This window comes from Leptospira sanjuanensis (genome assembly GCF_022267375.1).
Lineage (GTDB): Bacteria > Spirochaetota > Leptospiria > Leptospirales > Leptospiraceae > Leptospira > Leptospira sanjuanensis.
The window spans coordinates 1688669-1705281 of sequence record NZ_JAIZBH010000001.1 but is presented as its reverse complement, the minus strand read 5'-3'; the positions used below and the strand labels follow the sequence as shown (position 1 = coordinate 1705281).

Genomic DNA, 16613 nt, shown 5'->3' with positions numbered 1-16613 from the left:
CCATAACGTCCCGAAAACGAGAAAGCCCGGTAATTTTTACGGATTTATTTTCGTTTAACAATTCAATATCTTGAAAAGAATCTTCGAAATTCTCGTATCCGCGTTCCTCGCTTCGACCGCTCCGAATTGTGCCACCGAAGGAGTTTACAATCCGGAAATCTCCTTTTCGACGGCGTGGTGGGAAACTCAAATTCTCAAGTGTGTTCTTTCGGGGGCTTGTACGGATCGGACCCCGCCCACGCTCTCAGTCAGCAATCTTTCCTCTTCGCATAACTCGATCTTAGAATCCGGTTTTATCGTCGGAACGGCAAACGACGATCTTCTTCTTTCGCGAATCGAAGTGAGCTTGGACGGCGGTCCGTTCCTTCCCGCAGTCGGAACGAATGCGTGGCAGTATCAAATCCCTTCCCCATGGAGATCCGGAAGTTCCCATTCGGTTCAAGTGCGAAGCTTCGATTTTGCGGGGAATTCTTCTCCAACTCTAAACTTCTCGTTTAAAAAAGGAAACAACAAGGACGTCAACGGAGACGGTTTCCCCGATCTCGCCGCGACCGCGTCCTTATTCTCCACGACCAAAAACGGAGAAATCTATCTCTTCTACGATCTCGGCTCGGGAACGGCCGCACTCAACAGCACTTCGATGGCAAACGTAACGATTGCGGGAGACACGACGAGTTCTTTCGGTTATGCGCTTCAGTTAGGCGATTTAAACGGAGACGGCTATGCGGATCTGGCGGCGGGAGGTTCTTTCGAATATGGAAGCGGAACCGGTCAATTGTATATTTTCTATAGCACGGGTAGGAACGGAATCGTTGCAAGCAGTTTTGCAAACGCGAACCTTACGATCAACGCCGGCCCTTCTACCTTGCTCGGTTATTCTCTTTCGCTCGGAGACGTGAACGGAGACGGATTTACGGATATCGCAACGAGCGGATATCTTGGAGCGGGACGGGCGCTGATTTATTACGGAGGCGCAGCTGGAGTTTCGAGCACACCCGCAACGACGATCACAGGCCCGGGCTCGAACTTCGGATCGGCGGTTCGTTTGGGAGATTTGAACGGAGACGGGTTCGCTGACATGATCGTTAACGGAAATACTTACAGCGCTTCCGCCGGTCGGCTCTGGATCTTTCATAGCTCCGGTTCTGCGGGAATCACCGCCGTCGATACCTCCGCACCGACTTGGACTTTGACGGGAGTTTCCGCAAGCGACTCCTTCGGAATTTCCATGACGACCGGAGACATCAACGCGGATGGATACGAAGATTTAATCGCCGCCTCCCCCGGCCATTCGGGCAATCTCGGAAGAGTCTACGTCTTTCACGGAGGAACGACCGGAATTTCAGCGGCTTCTCCCGCTACCGCAAATCAAACGTTAACCGGCGCAATCGCCGGAGAACGTTTGGGCGCAGATGTCGCGTTAGGCGACGTCAACGGAGACGGCTTTCTCGATCTTGCGACCGGAGCGATCCTATTCAATACGAACACGGGAAGACTCCATCTGTTTCATTTTTCGGGCGGGACCATTTCCGCTGCGGCCTCCGCAGTGATCACGGGAGAAGCGATCAACGATCAATTCGGAACTTCCACATTCCTGGATTGCAACGGAGACGGTTATTCGGATCTCGTAGCCGGGGCGCAAGGAAATACGAACTCGGCCGGAAGAGCCTATCTGTTTCGAAGTCCGGGTTCCGGCGGCTTGACCGTTTCCTTGGCGACGAGCGCAAACATCGCGATTTCAGGCTACAATCTTCCCGGCCCTACCGGTTCTATGTTCGGTCCGACATTCGGACATTAAGACTGCAGAATATTCCATTTCCTGAATCAACCATTCTTCTCGCGGATCATTTCCCCTCAAAAAAAATGGTTCGATATTTCCGGATTTCCTCGGTGCATCGGTTTCGACTTTTGGAATACATTCCCGAAAGTTTTTCGACAAAGGAAAAATAAGCGGACGTTTTGTTTTGACCGAGAAAATTCCTGTAACTCTTTTGGGGTTCCGATGCGAGAGAACAGATTTCGTCTTTGCACTCGCACACCGGAGTATTATCCAATCCGTTCGCATAACGATCCATGTAGTCCTTGAGCAAGGCTTCTACTTCGATTTTTTCGGGAATGGGTTTTTGTTCTTTGAGAAAGGTTTCCATCTTCGCGATCCGATTTCTCATTTCTTCCCAAGAGATTCCGATTCCCCCATCGCAGACATACGCATAACCGACCGTTTTCATGAGACGGACGTATTCCTTAAACGGAAAATTATAGTCCTTTAACAGTTTCCAATAATGATCGTAGTATTCGACCAGTGCTCCGTCGCCTTCGCAGTATTCGACTGTGAGTCCGTGTGCTTTTAGTTTCAGAGCCAATTCGGTATCATACTTTCCGTAATCGGTCTGCAGCTGTTGCTGCAATCGATCGCCGAGGGTTCCGCTCTGAAAATTTACGAACTTCGTATAAATCCGAAACGCATTCTCCGCTTCCGTCGAGTCCGCGGTAAAGGTGGTCAGGAATTTCTTTTCCGCATTTTTTAAAGAGGAGAATTCTCCCGGTTTTAAATCTTCCAGATATTTTAAATAATCCGCAAGAGAATCCTTTCCGGAAACCCGTTCCAAATAGGCGTCAAACACCCAGCCTTTCGTTCCAAACAATTCGACCTCGGTCCAACGTCCCTTTTTGCCGCCGATGACTTCGGTTTTATCCGATGTTCCCGCAAGCTTCAAGATCATTCCAGGAGGCAAAAGAGTCACAGGGCGGCCCTTTTGATTCGCTTCCTCCCGCAGATACAAACCTCCTTCCGCCGCGACCTTCGCATAACCGGTGTTTGACTCCGCGTTTGAAACGTCCCAGGCAACCCAAAGAAGAATGAAAAAGAATGGAAATTTATTCATGAAGAATCGTCTCGTTCGTTATAGAAAATTTTTGCGAGTTTTCAGCGCGTTTAACAATCGGTAAATATATGCGGCCTTCGCCTAAACACAACTCTTTATTACAAACAACCGGGACGGGGAAGGTTTGACATTCTTTCCGAAACCCGTACAATAAAGGACCCGAAATACAAATTGGAGATTCCTATATGAGCAAATCATTAAACGATAAAGTTGCCTTGGTCGCGGGAGGAACCAGAGGAGCCGGAAGAGGAATCGCGGTTCAACTGGGAGCGGAAGGCGCTACCGTGTATGTTACGGGGAGAACGACCGCGTCCAAACCGTCGGAGATGAATCGCCCGGAAACGATCGAAGAAACCGCGACGTTGGTCGATCAAGCAGGAGGAAAAGGAATCGCGGTACAAGTCGATCATCTCGTACCGGACGAAGTTCGCTCCCTTGTCGCACGGATCGAAAAGGAACAAGGACGACTTCACATTCTCGTGAACGATATTTGGGGTGCGACTACGATGGAATGGAACAAAACCGTTTGGGAATCTTCGTTGGAAATCGGACTTAGAACGATGCGTCTCGGAGTGGATACGCACGCAATCACGAGTCACTTTGCGCTTCCGCTTTTAATAAAAACTTCGGGAGGCCTGGTGGTAGAAATGACCGATGGAACGAACGATTACAACTCGCAAAACTACAGGGTTTCCTTCTTCTATGATCTTGCAAAGGCCGCCGTCAATCGAATGGCGTTCTCTCTTGCTCACGAATTAAAACAATACAATGCGACCGCGGTCGCATTGAGTCCGGGTTGGTTGCGATCGGAGGCGATGCTGGACGCGTATCGAGTACAGGAATCCAATTGGAAAGACGCAACCAAGATCTCGCCGCACTTTGCGATTTCGGAAAGTCCCGCGTTCGTGGGCCGGGCGGTCGCGGCTCTAGCAAAAGATCCGAACCGTTCCCGATGGAACGGAAAAACCGTATCCAGCGGAGAATTATCCAAAGTCTACGGTTTTACCGATTTGGACGGAAGTAAACCCGATGCGTGGAGATACATGGTCGAAGTGCAGGACCCCGGCAAACCCGCCGATACGACGGGTTATCGTTAAACGAACGCAATATTCAATTATTTGAATATTATGTCATCCCTCAGTTCGGACCGGAAGGCCACAAGAATCGATCGAATGAATAGAATCTCACTCTTTGACGATTGCTCTTATCCGTGCAAGCGCAGTTGTTTCCGCCCACAAGGGAACATCCTTGGCAGTATCTGCGATTCGTTTCGGGAGGCGGAGTCGTTACGATCCATTTTTTACCGGTCGGGTCCGTATAAAAGGAGAATCCTCCGGAGTGCCCCGGCTGATAGGTCATCGTATACGTCGTCAAAGCGTTATCGGGACCGAGCTTGGTTTGGTTTCCTTTCCAAACGCGGATCACGTTCGGGTTTGCGGAGAATAAAATACAAGCCTTATACCATCCGCCGTTTTTATAATATACGTCGCAGTCTTGAACCCCGTCCCTTCCCGCGCTGTTGATATTGTTTCTCGTCGTGATGTCGCTGTAACTTCCGCAACTCCCGTCCGTATAGTTACATTGTCTTTCGTAGTACTGATCGTAGGAATAAAACCTAGTTTTTGCGGTTAGAGTGGATGAGTTCGGACTCGGAATCGACTGCCCGACAAAGCCCACCGAATGATCGAAAAAGCCCAGGTTCTGAACGGTTCCCGCGCCGTTAAACCGATACAACTGCGAACGCATATCGATTCCGTTGCTCGTAAAACCCACGTAAGCCCATCCGTTATAATAAAAGATTCCACTTGGATGATCGTACGAAGAACCCGCGTTGAACTTGCGGATCAATCGTCCGTACTTATCGTGCACGAACAGATAAGCGGTGTTGTTTCCATTCGTATCCATGCAGGAAGAATAGAAGAAGTTTCCGTCGAATTTAACTCCCTGAGAATGACATCCGTTCTGGTTGGAACCGATCGTCGCCGTTCCGACGTCCTGCAGAAAATAATCCACGTTTTCCACGGGATAATCCGCGCCGCTTACAATATTCTGAATGTTTAAACCTTGTGCGCTAACGGAAGAATAACTCACAAATAACAAAAGGCTCCCCGTTACCAGAGCCCAAAGATTCGCCTTCAATGCATTCATTTTGAAATTTCTCTCCACGATTTATTTTTTTTGAAAGGTCATGGTCGGCGTATGATGCTTCGAAAAACGGCCGGTTTCAATCAATTTTTTATTTCAAGGCGGCTGCATTAAAAACTACCTTATAAATCAGTGTCTAAAAAAATTCCCGATAGGAAAATGGAAATCGAACAATTCGATTTACAGTTCTTCGCAAATATGGATAATCGTTTCGCCGAAGGTATTTCGGATGATCGGCGTTTGACGAAGGACATTCTTCTTTCCCAAGGAAGTACGAATCCGATCAAAATCTTGGGTGGGCGGTCGTATGAAGAAGCAGTATTTCCTCATTCTCCTGTTAATCGAAATCGCCGTATACGGTTGTTCGCAAGAAAGCGACCGCGGAGCCGAAAAGGATTGCGAGGAGAAACTCTTATTAGGTTCGGCTTTAATCGGAAATCATCCGGACGCACTCAATCTTTTGATCGCAGACTTTCTGCAGTGTATCGAAAAGGTAAGGCCGAATTGTTAAGCGAAGGAGCAGCAATGTGATGCCGCTTCTTTTTAGGATTATTTTTTTCCTTTTCCCACCCAACGCAAAGGTCCGGAGCCGTATCTTCCCAAACGATCTCCCGGATTCGTGAGTTTACAACGCGCAAGAGATAAACACCCGCAACCGATACAAACTGACAAACCGCTTTTCAACCGCTCCAATTCCGCGATTTTTTCATCGACCCGCAGGCTCCAAGTCTTTGAAAGTTTGGACCAATCCTGACCGTTCGGAGTATAGTCTTCCGGAAGTTTGGCGACTTCCACCGCAATTTCTTCCAGAGAGAGACCGACTCTTTGTGCGAATACGATAAAGGCGATTCGACGTAAAACATGACGCGGATATTGTCTATGTCCCGAGCCGGATCGTCTGGATTGAATCAGCCCTCTTTCTTCGTAGAAACGTAGGGCAGAAGACGCGACTCCGCTCCTTTTCGCGACTTGTCCGATGCTTAAGAGTTCTTCCTTATCCATGATTTCGTCCGATAAATCTTAAAAGACCGGTCCTCGTATAAAAAGCAATCCTTTCCGAAATTTGATCCGATTAAAACCCGATTTTAGCGCAAAAAGTTGAAGTTTACTTTAACTTTAAATCCATACGACCCGCTTGAATCCCCAAGTCGGTTATCTTTCTTTTTTTCGAAAAATCGTTAAAAAAAGTTGCCGCCGGGTCTTTACTTCAAGTTCACTTGAAGTTATAGAATCGAAGAATCGAATTCTAAATTTCGAGGGAGAAGATTCATGACCTTAGGTAAAAAAGAATCGCACATTTTATTCGAATCGGGTTTAAAGACCGAAACATACGAAGGGCGTTTCCAAAAAAAGAATCGCCTTTCGTTTTTTAAAAAGGAAACATTATGAAATTCTCATTTCACAAATATCAGATCTTCATCATCGCTTTGCTCGCGTTCATTCAGTTCACAGTAGTTCTGGACTTTATGATCCTTTCCCCTTTGGGAGTGCAAGTCATGGAGGATTTGAAAATATCGACGACGAAATTCGGATTGGTCGTTTCGGCCTATGCGATCAGCGCGGGGATTTCGGGAATTCTTTCCGCGGGTTTTGCGGACCGGTTTGATCGGAAGAAAATCCTTCTTTTCTTTTATACCGGATTCGTTATCGGAACAGCATTGTGCGGTTTATCGACCACGTATCAATATCTTCTCGCGGCGCGAATCGTAACCGGAATTTTCGGAGGAGTGATCGCTTCGATCAGCTTTGCGATCATCGCCGATCTTTTTCCTATGGAAGTTCGCGGAAGAGTCATGGGATTCGTGATGACCGCATTCGCGGCGAGCCAGGTATTCGGTCTTCCGCTCGGGGTTTATATTTCCAATCTTTGGGGCTGGCAATCCCCTTTCTGGCTGATTACCGGAGTGGCCGGTCTTGTCGGTTTTGTTGCCTCCATTTACGTGAAACCGATCACCGCACACCTTCAAATATCCGTTCAAAGAAAGGCTATCAAACATCTTTTCCAAACGGCGGCTAATCGCAGTTATATGCCAGGTTTTTTGGCAACGATGCTCTTAGCGACCGGAGGATATATGTTGATGCCCTTCGGAAGCGCATTCACAGTTCACAACCTCGGAATTCCTCTGACCGATCTTCCTACCATCTATATGATCACCGGAATCGTAAGTATCGCCGCCGGTCCGCTGATGGGTCGGCTTGCGGACGCGATCGGCAAATATGCCGTGTTTGCCGGAGCCTCCTTCGCCGCTATCGGTGTGGTTCTTTATTATACGAGATTGGAACACGTTTCCCTTCTTCTTGTGATCGCCGTAAATTGTTGTTTGTTTATCCCGATTACGGCCCGCGTGATCTCCGCAAACGCGCTTACTTCAGCGGTTCCCGATCTGCAGGATCGCGGCGCGTATATGGCGATCAGTTCCTCTTTACAGCAGCTTTCCGGAGGAGTCGCTTCGTATTTTGCGGGTTTGATCGTAGTTCAAACTTCTACCGGGTATCTATTAGGATATCAGCATTTAGGATACGTGGTAACGGCCGCGATTTTGATCACGATCGCGATCATGTATCGAGTGAATCTTCTCGTTGCAAACAAATCCGGATCCAAGCAAGGTCCGATTGCAGCGCCTATTCCGGCGAACCAAGAAGTCTCTCTCGAAAACTAAACAAACCTTAACAATATTCCGAAGTTGAAACCCGGCTCAGAAAAGAGTCGGGGCCTTTTCGATAAAGAAAACGTTCCTAAAGATTTTTTGAATCTAATTTCGGTTCGATCAATCCTATTTTTTTTGGTACATCTATCTTATTGAATACATCCTATCGATACAATGGAACCGAATAGAAAAACGAAACTTACTTTTTTACACGACTCATATCCGCCGTAGTCAGCGTGAATTTCGTTCCGTTGTTTCGTTCCAATTCCAGACTCGCTCCGATCTGCTGAGAAAGTATATTCACTAATTTTAATCCGAGTGAATCGGTCTGATTGAAATCTAGCCCTTCCGGAAAACCCACGCCGTCGTCCTGAACCACGATCACAAATCCGTCCTCAAATCCTTTGATTTTTATCAAGATGTTCCCTTTGTCTCTATCCTTAAATCCGTATTTGAACGCGTTGGTTACGAGTTCCGTCACGATCAATCCGCAGTGAATCGCGGTATCCAAGGAAAGATACAACGTGTCCGCTTCGATTTCATAATCGATTCGTTTGTCAACACGATACGTACGGAAAAGATTTTTCACTAGATTTTCCAGATAATCCTTGAAATCCATCTTAGCGAGATCCTTGCTCTGATAAAGCAACTCGTGAATCAAGGCGATCGAACGTATTCTAGACTGAGCGTCTTCGAACATTGCAAGAGATTTTCCGTCCGTGATATAGTTCCCCTGAAGACTGAGTATGCTCGACACGATCTGAAGATTGTTCTTTACCCTATGGTGGATTTCCCGCAGCAATACTTCTTTTTCTTGTAGGGAATTCTTCAGAGCCTCCTCCATCCGCTCCCGCTCAGCGATTTCGTTTAACAATTCGCGGTTGACTCGGTTCAATTCGCTGGTTCTTTGCTCGACCCTTTGTTCGAGTTGGTCGTGGCTTTCCCGGAGAAGTTCTTCCTGTAGCATCAAAGTCTTATTCTTTCGATGTAAATCCACGAACACGGAAGTTTTGGACGTGAGAATTTCGGGCGCAATCGGTTTGATCAGAAAGTCCACGGCACCGAGCGAATATCCTTTGAACAACCACGTCTCATTGGTCGCATAAGCCGTCAAAAAGATGATCGGTATGCTCGCGCACTTCTCCCTTTGCCGGATAAGAGACGCGGTCTCGAATCCGTCCATACCGGGCATGTAGATATCCATAAAAATCAATGCGAAATCGACCGGATTCAACATCGCCTTCAGAGCCTCTTCCCCGGAGCTCGCCTTAATCAGATCCAATTCCGGATTGGCCAGAATTTTCTCCATCACCCATAGGTTGTCCTGGTTATCGTCCACGATCAGTATCTTGATTTTCGATTCCATACTTTACCTGCATAACCAAACTCTTAGAAGGGAAAGAAACTGATCCACGTCCACTGGTTTCGTGATGTAATCGCTCGCACCGGCTTCGATACATTTTTCTCGATCTCCCTTCATCGCTTTGGCGGTGAGCGCAATGATCGGAAGCGAGGCAAACTGTTTATCTGCGCGGATCGTTTTCATCGCTTCGTAACCGTCCATATCGGGCATCATTACGTCCATGATCACGATTTCAATATCCGATGCGCTTTTTAAAAGTTCGATCCCGTCTTTTGCGTTCTCCGCAAACGCGACCTTCATCTTGTGCTGTTCGAGAATACTCGTAAGAGCGAAGATGTTTCGTATATCGTCGTCCACGATGAGAACTTTATGACCGATCAATATGGGATCGTTGTGGGAGGCCTCGGTTAAAAGCGCTCTTTGCTCGGGTGAAATACTTTCTTGGGATCTATGCAGAAAAACCGCGGTTTCTTCCACCAGTGCGGCAACGGTTTCCGCTTCTTTGATCGTATTCGTTTTCTTTAATCCTTGAATTTTAATACGATCCTCTTCTCCAAACGCGTTATCGGAATAGACCACGATCGGAATCTGATCGAAACCGGATTGATTGATCTCTTTGACAAGATCGAACACGTTAGAATCCTTCAGTTGTAGAGAAGAAATCATACACTCGAAGGATTCCTCCTTAAGACTTTCCAAAACTTCGCGGCTCGAAGCGGCAACTTTCGCGATTACATCGCCGTTTCCGATCAGTTCTAAAAGTTTTTTACTATGTTTCCGATCGGAGTCGGCGATCAAAAGATGTCTCGGCTGCGATTGTATGAACTTGCGAACACGATTCAGTTCTCTCTGTAAAGCTGCTTCGTCCACGGGTTTGGCGATATGGCCCAAAGCCCCCATTCTCAAACTTCTTCTCCATTGATCGTCCTCCGATACGATCAGAACGGGAACGTGTCTGAACTTCGGTTCCTTCTTCAGCCAATTGAGGATGAACCATCCGTTCATATCGTCCAGATGAAAGTCCAAAAGAACCGCATGAACGGAATAACCTTTCAAAAACGAAAGACCCGTTTTTCCGTCCATCGCAACGAGTCCTTTGAATCCGTTGGCTCGAACGCTTTTCAACAATCGTCTCGCGAGGGCCTCGTTTTTTTCGATGATGAGAACGACTTCTCCCGAGAGATTGGACCGATCGTCCTCGATGACCTCCCTTTGTTTTTGGGAATGATCATCGCCTAATATCGATTTGCCGATAATGTTCGGAATATAGGTTCCGCCTCGATCGTCCAATACCGGAGATTGCACCCACTTCGGTTCGTTCATGTCCTCCGGTTCTAGATTGATCTCGGTGGGAATGTATTCGGCGGGAAGATACAACGCGAATCTGCTTCCTTTTCCCGGTTCGCTTATCAATTGCAATTCGCCGCCCAACAGTCTCGTGATTTCTTTGCTGATCGAAAGTCCGAGTCCGGTGCCTCCGTATTTTCGGCTCGTACTTCCGTCGGCTTGGCGAAACGCTTCAAAGATCAGGCTTTGTTTTTCGACAGGAATTCCGATTCCCGTATCGGTTACGGAGAACTCGATTACGGTTTTCGCCTGCTGAAGAATTTTGTGTTCTCTGTCCCAACCCGTTACGACCGGCGCGATCCTCAGATCCACGCCGCCTTTTTCGGTGAACTTGAACGCGTTCGAAAGAAGGTTGCGGAGAATCTGCTGCAGTCTCTGTAAATCGGTCGTCATGCGGATCGGCAACCCCGAGTGCAGTTCCACGCGGAACTTAAGTTCCTTGTTTCTCGCCGTTTCGCGAAACGATCGTTCCAGATAATCCGCGAGTTCGCGGAAAGAGATCGCATCCAGATCGACCGTCATCTTACCAGATTCTATTTTAGAAAGATCTAATATATCGTTGATCAATTGAAGCAGATCGTATCCGGAACTGTGAATCGTTTTCGCGTATTCGATCTGTTTCGGCGACAGACTTTCGTTTTCGTTGTCGTATAACAATCGTGAAAGAATCAGCATGTTGTTCAAAGGAGTTCTCAGTTCGTGGGACATGTTCGCCAAAAACTCGGACTTATACCGGGAAGTGAGCGCGAGCTGTCTCGCCTTTTCTTCGAGAGAATGTCTCGCCTGTTCCACTTCCTGATTTTTGCGTTCCACCTCGTCGTTGTTCTTTGCGAGAAGACGCGCTTTTTCCTCCAATTCGTCGTTCTTTTCCTGCAATTCCTCCCTTTGCTTTTTGAGAAGATCTTCTGAATCCTGCAGCGACTTGGCTTGTTCTTCCAGACGTTCGTTCGTTTTGGTCAATTCTTCCTGACGTCCTTGAAGTTCTTCCGTCAAGGTTTGGGATTGAATCAAGAGTTCCTCGGTTCTCATACTTGCCGCAATCGTGTTCAACACGATTCCGATACTTTCCGTAAGCTGATCCACGAAGTTCAAGTGAATGGGAGTGAAGTTCGAGAAGGACGCAAGTTCGATGATCGCCCTGACTTCTCCTTCGAATAACACCGGTAATACGACTATGTTCAAAGGAGCCGCTTCTCCGAGCGCCGAACTGATCTTGATGTAATCCGTGGGCACGTTCGTAAGCATGATTCTTTCCTTTTCAAGAAAACACTGGCCTACGAGACCCTCGCCCGGACGGAATCGGTTCGATACGTGTTTGCGCTCCTGATAGGCGTAGCTTACGAGCAGCTTCAAGGACGGTTCGTTCTCGACTGTCTCCGTAATAAAAAAAGCCCCGTGTTGCGCGGAGACAAGAGGTGCCAATTCGGAGAGAATCAGTTTGCTGACGTTCACCAAGTTTCTTTGACCTTGCAGCAAGCGCGTGAACTTGGCGAGGTTCGTTTTGAGCCAGTCTTGCTCGGTGTTGATTCGGGTCGTTTCTCTCAAGTTGCGGATCATCTCATTGATGTTATCCGATAAGGCCGCAACCTCTCCGGCCGCCTTTACCATTACGGTTCGGGAAAGATCCCCTTTCGTAACACCGGTTGCGACTTCCGCGATCGCCCTCACCTGAGAGGTCAAGTTACTCGCGAGCTGGTTCACGTTATCCGTAAGGTCTCTCCAAAGACCGGCCGCTCCGGGGACGCTCGCTTGTCCGCCGAGTTTTCCTTCGATTCCAACCTCTCTTGCCACCGTTGTCACCTGATCGCCAAACAGTCCTAAGGTGTCGATCATGTCGTTGATCGTATCCGAAAGCTCGGCGATTTCTCCCTTCGCTTCCAAGTAGAGTTTCTTTTTCAAGTCTCCGTTTGCGACCGAGGTCACGATCTTCGCGATGCCCCGCACCTGAGTCGTGAGGTTGTTTGCCATGAAGTTCACGGAATCCGTTAAGTCCTTCCAAGTTCCCGCGACACCGCGCACATCCGCTTGACCGCCGAGAATCCCTTCCGTTCCCACTTCCTTTGCAACACGAGTCACCTCCGATGCGAACGAGTTCAACTGGTCCACCATCGTATTGATCGTATTCTTAAGTTCTAATATTTCTCCCTTAACGTCCACGGTGATCTTTTTGGACAAGTCGCCTCGCGCAACCGCGGTCGTTACGTCCGCGATGTTACGCACCTGACCCGTTAAGTTCGACGCCATCGAGTTCACGGAATCCGTTAAATCCTTCCAAGTTCCGGCGACACCGCGCACGTCCGCTTGACCGCCGAGTTTTCCTTCCGTTCCCACTTCTCGCGCCACCCGAGTCACTTCCGATGCGAACGAGTTCAACTGGTCCACCATCGTGTTGATCGTATTCTTAAGTTCTAATATTTCTCCCTTAACGTCCACGGTGATCTTTTTGGACAAGTCGCCTCGCGCAACCGCGGTCGTTACGTCCGCGATGTTACGCACCTGACCCGTTAAGTTCGACGCCATCGAGTTCACGGAATCCGTTAAGTCCTTCCAAGTTCCCGCGACACCGCGCACATCCGCTTGACCGCCGAGCTTTCCTTCCGTTCCTACTTCCTTTGCAACCCGAGTCACTTCCGATGCGAACGAGTTCAACTGATCCACCATCGTGTTGATCGTGTCCTTCAACTCAAGGATCTCGCCTTTCACATCCACGGTGATCTTTTTGGACAAGTCACCCGTCGCCACGGCTTTTGTCACTTCGGCGATATCTCGCACCTGACCCGTTAAGTTCGACGCCATCGAGTTCACGGAATCCGTTAAGTCCTTCCAAGTTCCCGCGACCCCGCGCACATCCGCTTGACCGCCGAGCTTTCCTTCCGTTCCCACTTCCTTTGCAACACGAGTCACTTCCGATGCGAACGAGTTCAACTGGTCCACCATCGTGTTGATCGTATTCTTAAGTTCTAATATTTCTCCCTTAACGTCCACTGTGATTTTTTTGGACAAGTCGCCCTTTGCGACCGCGGTCGTTACGTCCGCGATGTTACGCACCTGACCCGTTAAGTTCGACGCCATCGAGTTCACGGAATCCGTTAAATCCTTCCAAGTTCCGGCGACATCGCGCACGTCCGCTTGACCGCCGAGAATCCCTTCCGTACCCACTTCCTTCGCAACACGAGTCACCTCCGATGCGAACGAGTTCAACTGGTCCACCATCGTATTTACGATCTTTGCCGTGCGGAGGAATTCTCCCTTTAAAGGTCTTCCTTCGATTTCGAGGGACATGTTTTGCGAAAGGTCGCCGCCTGCTACGGCGCCGATCACACGCATAACTTCCGTATTCGGTTGAACTAAGTTTCCGATAAGAGAGTTAACCGAATCCATACACTTGGCCCAGGAACCGGTTGCAGTTACGGCGCTGATTCTTTTGGAGATCTTACCTTCTTGACCGACTTCGTTGCTGATGCGCTCGAATTCCTGCACCATTCGGTCGTTCTGATCTATGATGTCGTTTATCAAATCCGCGATTTTGCCCGAGATACCCGGCGAATCCAAAGGCATTCTCTGAGAAAGATCGCCGCGTTTGAGCGCGGAGAGAACCTTTAAGATCTGCTTTAAATCCAATGCATCCCGTTCTACGTATTCCGCCACCCTTGTATTTGCCATATCGACACCTCGGATATAAACGTCGGATCATCGTGAATTTTTTCACAAATCTTGATTATGAAACAAAATTGAATATTAAGCAACCATAAACAAATTAAAATCGATCGCATCAACGGAGTTTCATGAAATTTATTTCATTACACTGCAAAAGCGCGTGTTTTTAAATCGGAACGCTCATTAAATATAGAACAAACGGATTAAAAATAAATCAAACGTTTGTTAAACGAAATGGCATTGTATACTTTTTATGAAACGAATTTGAGGAACGAAAGAATTCCATAAGGTTTCTCTCGTTTACCGAACATTTCTCTCTTTAACAAAAGAAAACGAAGAAAAAGAAAACCAGGCTCCCTAAAGAAATCGTCCACGTATCCGAAAAAAACAAAGTAAGAAAACTTCGCAATGCGAGCAAACGCTCAAAGTGAACTTCAGACCGTTCTTCCCCGTAAATCGGCTCCCTCCTTGCCGTTCAGACGCGGACAAGGAGGCGAATCGATATTAACAAATGTTAATTTCTTCCGTAACAAAAACGTAACGAAAAAGCCCGGAAATTGCGAAAAAATCTCGCCATTTTTTGCAACCGAGAGCCCGCATTCGACTCGGATAAAACGTATGAATTCGAAACGAAAACGCACTCAAAAAGAAACGAAACAACCCAAACGAAAATACGACGCACCCGACGCGGAACCGGGAGTGCATCCGGGAAGCTCTCACAGAGTTCGGAAACTTCTCCGTTGGTTCGGAAACATCTACGGAAGTCTTTTGTATAAGACCGAGCTGATCGGGATCGAAAACGTTCCCAAAGAAGGGACCGTACTCGTGCTCGTAAAACACCAGCGCAACGACGACATTCCCGTGGGACTCGCCAAAGGACTTTACAAAGCGCGCTGGGACATCTGGGCGATCATGAAGGACTCGATGGCCGATCCTAAATTTTTCGACTTCTTTTTAAAATGCGGTGGAATTCCCCTCAACAGACTCGAACCGCGCAAAAGCAAACGCGACCTTCTTTTTGCAAAGAAGGTTTTGTACAACGGAAATATGCTCGTGATTTTTCCGGAACAAACCACCGTCCCTTATAAGATGGGAAAGGGAAGACCCGGAGCGTTTCGTTTTATCGTCGGAAAACCGGAAGCTCCCCTCCCCGTTTTGTGTTTAGGACTGGACTACAGACCGAGGGGATTTTTTCGTAGAACGAAACTAACGATTCGAATCGGAGAATTGAAGTATCTGAATCCGAATCAGGACCCGGAAGAATTTCTACACGAACGTATGCACGAAATCGCCTCGCTCACGAACATGACTTACCCATTCGAATTCAAAAAAGCTAAATTAGAAAGTTTTGAAGAACCGGACACACAGGCGGTCGAATCCATCGTATGAAAATTCCAGAAGCCAAAGGAAGTAAACGCGCCCTTTTAGTGGAGGGCGGCGGCATGAAGGGGGCGTTTGCCGGAGGAGCATTACATTCTTTGCATACTCTGGTCTCACCCAAACATTTCGATCTGGTGGTAGCGGTTTCGTCCGGAGCTTGTTCCGCCGCGTATTACGTGACTATGCCCAAACCGGAACCGGAAAAAAGTCTCAAGACTCTCGCGATCTGGTATTTCGAACTTGCCGGAAGAAAGTTGATTTCACCGTTTCATCCGTTCCGCGGAAAAACGTTTCTCGATCAGGAATATCTCGTGGACGATCTGTTCGGTTCGAAATATCCTCTGCCTGCGGAGAATTTCGAAAAGTTCGGCCTTCCCGAATTTCGAGTCGCGGTCAGCAACCTTCAAACAAGAACCATCGAATACGTGCGCGCAACCTCTTCGAATATATTCGATCTTTTGAAAGCGGCCACATCGCTTCCGATCGCGACTCGCGGAAAACACAGAGTCGACGGACGTTTGTATTCCGATGCGGCGGTCCTCAATCCTCTTCCCTTGGAGGATCTGATCGAAGCGGGATACAAAGATATTACGGTTGTCTTAAATTCTCCCGTGGAAAGGGTTTCGCCGCCGTTTAGTATGCTTACCAGTCTTCTTTCCTTTCCAAAGGACTGGAGAATGGCGAAGTTGATGAATCGCTGGCATCATCATCATTTCAATCTCGCACGGGAAGTCGCGCAGAAACCTCCCAAAGGTGTGCGGATTCATACGATTTCACCGGATGATCCGTTGCCCGTAACCCTCGTAACGACGAACGGTTCCAAACTCAAAAAGACGGTGGATCTGGGAATCGATAAGGGAGAAGAAATCGGCAGACTTTTGTTGAAACTGTTTACCCAAAGCAAGAACGGCAAGAAAGCGAGCGAATCGAATGGAACGGGTTCCGTAAAAAAAAGGAACGTCGTAACCGTTTCCAATACGGTCAAAACCGCTAAAAATCGAATTCGTTTAACAAATCCCAAAAAGAAATCGGCGACCAAAAGAAAAAAATCCAAATAGTTCTTTTCTACCGTCCGGACAAAACCGCTTTTCAACAAGAACGGTCCATGAGAGTATTCAAAGGATCGATTGACGATTCCAAACGAACACCGAGGCCGCGTTATCGCGGACCTCGATAAACTTTGAAACA

11 protein-coding genes are annotated in these 16613 nt (G+C 48.0%); 6 read left to right on the top strand and 5 right to left on the bottom strand.

Features of this window, described 5'->3' with window-relative positions:
• Positions 1–70 precede the first annotated feature (70 nt).
• Positions 71–1798: an FG-GAP-like repeat-containing protein gene (locus LFX17_RS07620; RefSeq protein WP_238745910.1), complete on the top strand. Its 1728-nt coding sequence runs from the start codon at positions 71–73 to the stop codon at positions 1796–1798.
• A 46-nt stretch (positions 1799–1844) separates the two neighbouring features.
• Here the strand turns inward: LFX17_RS07620 and LFX17_RS07615 are convergent, their stop codons facing one another.
• Positions 1845–2885 carry an SH3 domain-containing protein gene (locus tag LFX17_RS07615; RefSeq protein WP_238745908.1) on the bottom strand — a complete coding sequence of 347 codons (1041 nt, stop codon included), beginning with the start codon at positions 2883–2885 and terminating at the stop codon, positions 1845–1847.
• Between the two features lie 185 nt (positions 2886–3070).
• Here LFX17_RS07615 and LFX17_RS07610 point away from each other — a divergent pair, with 185 nt between their 5' ends.
• Positions 3071–3982 (top strand): SDR family oxidoreductase, encoded by a 912-nt coding sequence (locus LFX17_RS07610; protein WP_238729729.1) that lies wholly within the window; start codon positions 3071–3073, stop codon positions 3980–3982.
• Positions 3983–4022: 40 nt separating this feature from the next.
• Here LFX17_RS07610 and LFX17_RS07605 read toward each other — a convergent pair whose 3' ends face one another.
• Positions 4023–5033 carry a hypothetical protein gene (locus tag LFX17_RS07605; RefSeq protein ID WP_238745906.1) on the bottom strand — a complete coding sequence of 337 codons (1011 nt, stop codon included), beginning with the start codon at positions 5031–5033 and terminating at the stop codon, positions 4023–4025.
• A 304-nt stretch (positions 5034–5337) separates the two neighbouring features.
• Between LFX17_RS07605 and LFX17_RS07600 the strand changes: the two genes are divergently transcribed.
• Positions 5338–5541: a hypothetical protein gene (locus LFX17_RS07600; protein WP_238745900.1), complete on the top strand. Its 204-nt coding sequence runs from the start codon at positions 5338–5340 to the stop codon at positions 5539–5541.
• Positions 5542–5579: 38 nt separating this feature from the next.
• Here the strand turns inward: LFX17_RS07600 and soxR are convergent, their stop codons facing one another.
• A complete protein-coding gene (gene soxR / locus LFX17_RS07595; RefSeq protein ID WP_238729726.1) occupies positions 5580–6032 on the bottom strand; it encodes a redox-sensitive transcriptional activator SoxR in 453 nt (150 codons plus the stop codon).
• Positions 6033–6415: 383 nt separating this feature from the next.
• Here soxR and LFX17_RS07590 point away from each other — a divergent pair, with 383 nt between their 5' ends.
• Entirely contained in the window at positions 6416–7690 is a 1275-nt protein-coding gene (locus LFX17_RS07590; RefSeq protein ID WP_238745898.1) for an MFS transporter, read from the top strand.
• Between the two features lie 187 nt (positions 7691–7877).
• Here LFX17_RS07590 and LFX17_RS07585 read toward each other — a convergent pair whose 3' ends face one another.
• Both LFX17_RS07585 and LFX17_RS07580 read right to left on the bottom strand, forming a co-directional pair.
• Entirely contained in the window at positions 7878–9044 is a 1167-nt protein-coding gene (locus LFX17_RS07585) for a histidine kinase dimerization/phosphoacceptor domain -containing protein (RefSeq protein ID WP_238745896.1), read from the bottom strand.
• 3 nt (positions 9045–9047) lie between these two features.
• A complete protein-coding gene (locus LFX17_RS07580) occupies positions 9048–14051 on the bottom strand; it encodes a hybrid sensor histidine kinase/response regulator (RefSeq protein WP_238745894.1) in 5004 nt (1667 codons plus the stop codon).
• Positions 14052–14663: 612 nt separating this feature from the next.
• Between LFX17_RS07580 and LFX17_RS07575 the strand changes: the two genes are divergently transcribed.
• Together LFX17_RS07575 and LFX17_RS07570 are read left to right on the top strand one after the other, a co-directional pair.
• Entirely contained in the window at positions 14664–15434 is a 771-nt protein-coding gene (locus LFX17_RS07575) for a lysophospholipid acyltransferase family protein (protein WP_238745892.1), read from the top strand.
• Entirely contained in the window at positions 15431–16483 is a 1053-nt protein-coding gene (locus LFX17_RS07570; protein ID WP_238729721.1) for a patatin-like phospholipase family protein, read from the top strand. Before LFX17_RS07575 ends, LFX17_RS07570 begins: the two co-directional genes overlap by 4 nt.
• The last annotated feature ends 130 nt before the right edge of the window (positions 16484–16613 follow it).